Source organism: Pseudoalteromonas sp. T1lg23B, assembly GCF_002964665.1.
Taxonomy (GTDB): domain Bacteria; phylum Pseudomonadota; class Gammaproteobacteria; order Enterobacterales; family Alteromonadaceae; genus Pseudoalteromonas.
In genome coordinates this window covers 1-3,145 of the sequence record NZ_PQBZ01000023.1, presented here as the reverse complement: position 1 = coordinate 3,145, position 3,145 = coordinate 1, and the positions used below count along the sequence as shown (strand labels likewise).

Here is a 3,145-nt window from a genome sequence, read left to right as displayed (position 1 = left end):
ACTGTGCATATTTTGACTTGCACTGCCAGCCACACCCGCGCCTGCCATCGAACTTCCCGATGACGAGGTTAATGCATCCGCTCCCGCTAAGCTCTGCGAGCCACTGTGCATATTTTGACTTGCGCTGCCAGCCACACCCGCGTCTGACATCGAACTTCTCGATGACGAGGTTAATGCATCCGCTCCCGCTAAGCTCTGCGAGCCACTGTGCATATTTTGACTTGCGCTGCCAGCCACACCCGCGTCTGACATCGAACTTCCCGATGACGAGGCTAATGCACCCGCTCCCGCTAAGCTCTGCGAGCCACTGTGCATATTTTGACTTGCACTGCCAGCCACACCCGCGCCTGCCATCGAACTTCCCGATGACGAGGTTAATGCATCCGCTCCCGCTAAACTCTGCGAGCCACTGTGCATATTTTGACTTGCACTGCCAGCCACACCCGCGCCTGCCATCGAACTTCCCGATGACGAGGTTAATGCATCCGCTCCCGCTGCCCCCCGCACTCCGTTAGAAGTGCTTGCACCTTGCGCTGCTATGGCATTGTGCTGCGAGCCTTTTTGAAGCTGACTGTCTGTTTCTACTGCCCCATTAGCATTCTCAAGAGTGGCCATTGTATTGGCCCCCTGATCAGCACGATTACTTGCGAATGATTGATAAGCAACACCTGAGCTTCCTTGTTTGTGACCGCTAAGCTGTGAAACCCCGCCTGCTGAGCGACTTGCTTCACTGGTACTGCCAGTTGCTTGTGACCTCGCCCCCCCAGATGCTGCAACCCCGCTGTCACTTCCCCCCTGAACAGGCGCGCCTCGCTCGGCTCTCTTTCTTGCTTCGTAAGCGTCCTTACCTTCTGTGCCATAACGCATAAAGTCATCAATCGGTGCCGTAGAAGCATACAACTCATCAGCGGGTACAAAATTACCCTCTCGGTCATAAATACCATCTTCATGATAAGCTTGCTCAGACACTGAGTGTTGTGCTGCTCCATTCTCCGGCCCTGCTGATGACGCACTGCCCGATTGGGCTTGCGCTGCAAATGCATCATTAGCCTGTGCCTGAACATGATCGATCATGGACTGATATTTATCTTGTCCATCCGTCATCGCACCTTGGTAAACACCAGCAAGGTCTGCGTAGTCTTGCATTGCAGCACCACTGGTCGAGATGCTATTTTGGCTCAGCACAGCACCTTGCTCGGCTAATCTGTCCATCAGCATTTCCGTCGAGGCCTGTCGTTGCGCACTGTTAATGTCCATGTTTTGAGCAAGATCGGATACTCGATTCGCGAACTGTGCGCCTAGCTCAGATTGACGCTGTTCAAATTGCTGAGCCAATGTAGAGCCATGCTGAGCCGCTTGATCCTGGATATAACGTTCAGCGGTTGCTTGCTTCTCGGATGCGCTTTGCTGACGCCATTGTTGAGGATCTGCCTGGATCTGCTGCGCAAATCCCTCTTTAAACTGCGCTCGCCCCTGCTCTGAAGGAATAAACTGCGCCGCCTCATTGATCATATTTCCAGCGGTGAACATAAAACCACTTTGTGCCGCCGCTTGCACAATCGCATCAGAGCCCAGCAGTTCATTGCCATTAAATACCACAGCGGGTGCCGACGATGCACTTTGCGCCGCAGCCGTACGCGTATTAACCGCGCTGCTGCTCGCTTTGTGTGCCATCGCACTGTTGTTTGCATTGCCACCATTATGGCCTTTGCTAGCGGTGCCATTATGACTTTCAGATGAAGCACCTGCCGCAGCGTGAGCCGCTGTCGCACTTCCCAACTGAGCATTGGTTGACAACGCCTCTTGATCAGATGAACCGGCTCCTCGACTGGCAAGGTTGGCCAATGTCACCGCGTGGTTATTCGCGCCACTATGGGCATTATGCTGATGTTCAACACTGGCATGTCCGATACCGGACAAACGCTCAGCACTTTGTCGCGCATTCTGTAGCAGCGACTCGGTGCTAATACTTTGTAAGCCTAACCCTTGCTGTGATAATTTCTCGATGGATTGTCCGCTTTCAGTTTGGTGCATCACAGAGCCTTGGGCCTTTGAGCTGGGCGACACCGCCCCCAATACTGAATTACCGGTCGCCTGCGTCATGGTGACGCTACCACCTTCGCTACCTGAAACTTCGCGACGATTAGCGATCCCAGCACCGCCCGATGAGGATGATGCGCCATTGACACCACTGCTCATTCCCGAATTAAAGCTCGACCCACCGGAGCTAAAACTCGGGCTACTCACCCCTGCACCACCAAAACTGCTTATACTACTGCCTCCTGAGTTGCTGGACATCGCCATCATCGCCGTACTGCCTGCACCACTGTGCCCGACCTTAACACTGTTGCCCTGCGAGGAACTTCCCCCTCCTGACGCACCACCCGAACCTCCGCCCGAGCCCGAACTTCCCGAGCCTGAGCCCGCTGCGCCTGAAAAGTCTGAACCTGAGCCACCACCCGCTGCTCCCGCACCATTTCTTTGTGCCAAGCCTCCGAATGCCCCCATCGCCGCATAGGCCGACCCCGATAACAAGAAAAACGTCAACGTCGGAATTATCGCCGAGAGCGTGCCCGCCATACCTAACGCCGTCTCCACCGTGGTATAACTCGTGTCTATCGACCCTATCGTGCCCAAAAAGGTACATTGTCCACCCAGTGCCGTACATTGCTCTGCAAACCCCGTATAATGCTCCACATACAATCGGCTGATCACCGAGGTGATCGGCAATAAATTCGCCCACGCCAACAGCATCAGCCAACTGCTCAGGATCTTTATCATGTAGCCCCCAGATATCAACAAGATAAATGGGATCAAGGTGGTAATAAAGTAGGTGAACACTTCCACCGCATTGATGATCAGTGGCAAGGTCTCTTGGTTCAGTGTCATTCCTGAGGCCGAAGCCGCCTGTCTATTTGCAAACGCATTCGCCTGTAATGAGCCGTTATGAGCACAAAGTGCAGCTAACGTCTCTTGCTGTTGAGAGCATGAATAATACAATTCAGATAATAAGAACTGTGCCTTGGCCAACTCGATACCATTGAGTCCCCAATCGCTGGTCATCAACTGCATCGCACTGACCACCGAGGTGAGGTTGATTTTGTTGAGCACCTCCACGTTACGCTGTAGCGCTAACTCAAATTCT

1 protein-coding gene is annotated in these 3,145 nt (G+C 53.6%); it reads right to left on the bottom strand.

What is annotated here, in order from left to right:
* Nucleotides 1-3,145 (bottom strand): conjugal transfer protein TraG N-terminal domain-containing protein (locus C2M32_RS06550; RefSeq protein ID WP_199886126.1); only part of this gene is annotated, 3,145 nt, incomplete at both ends.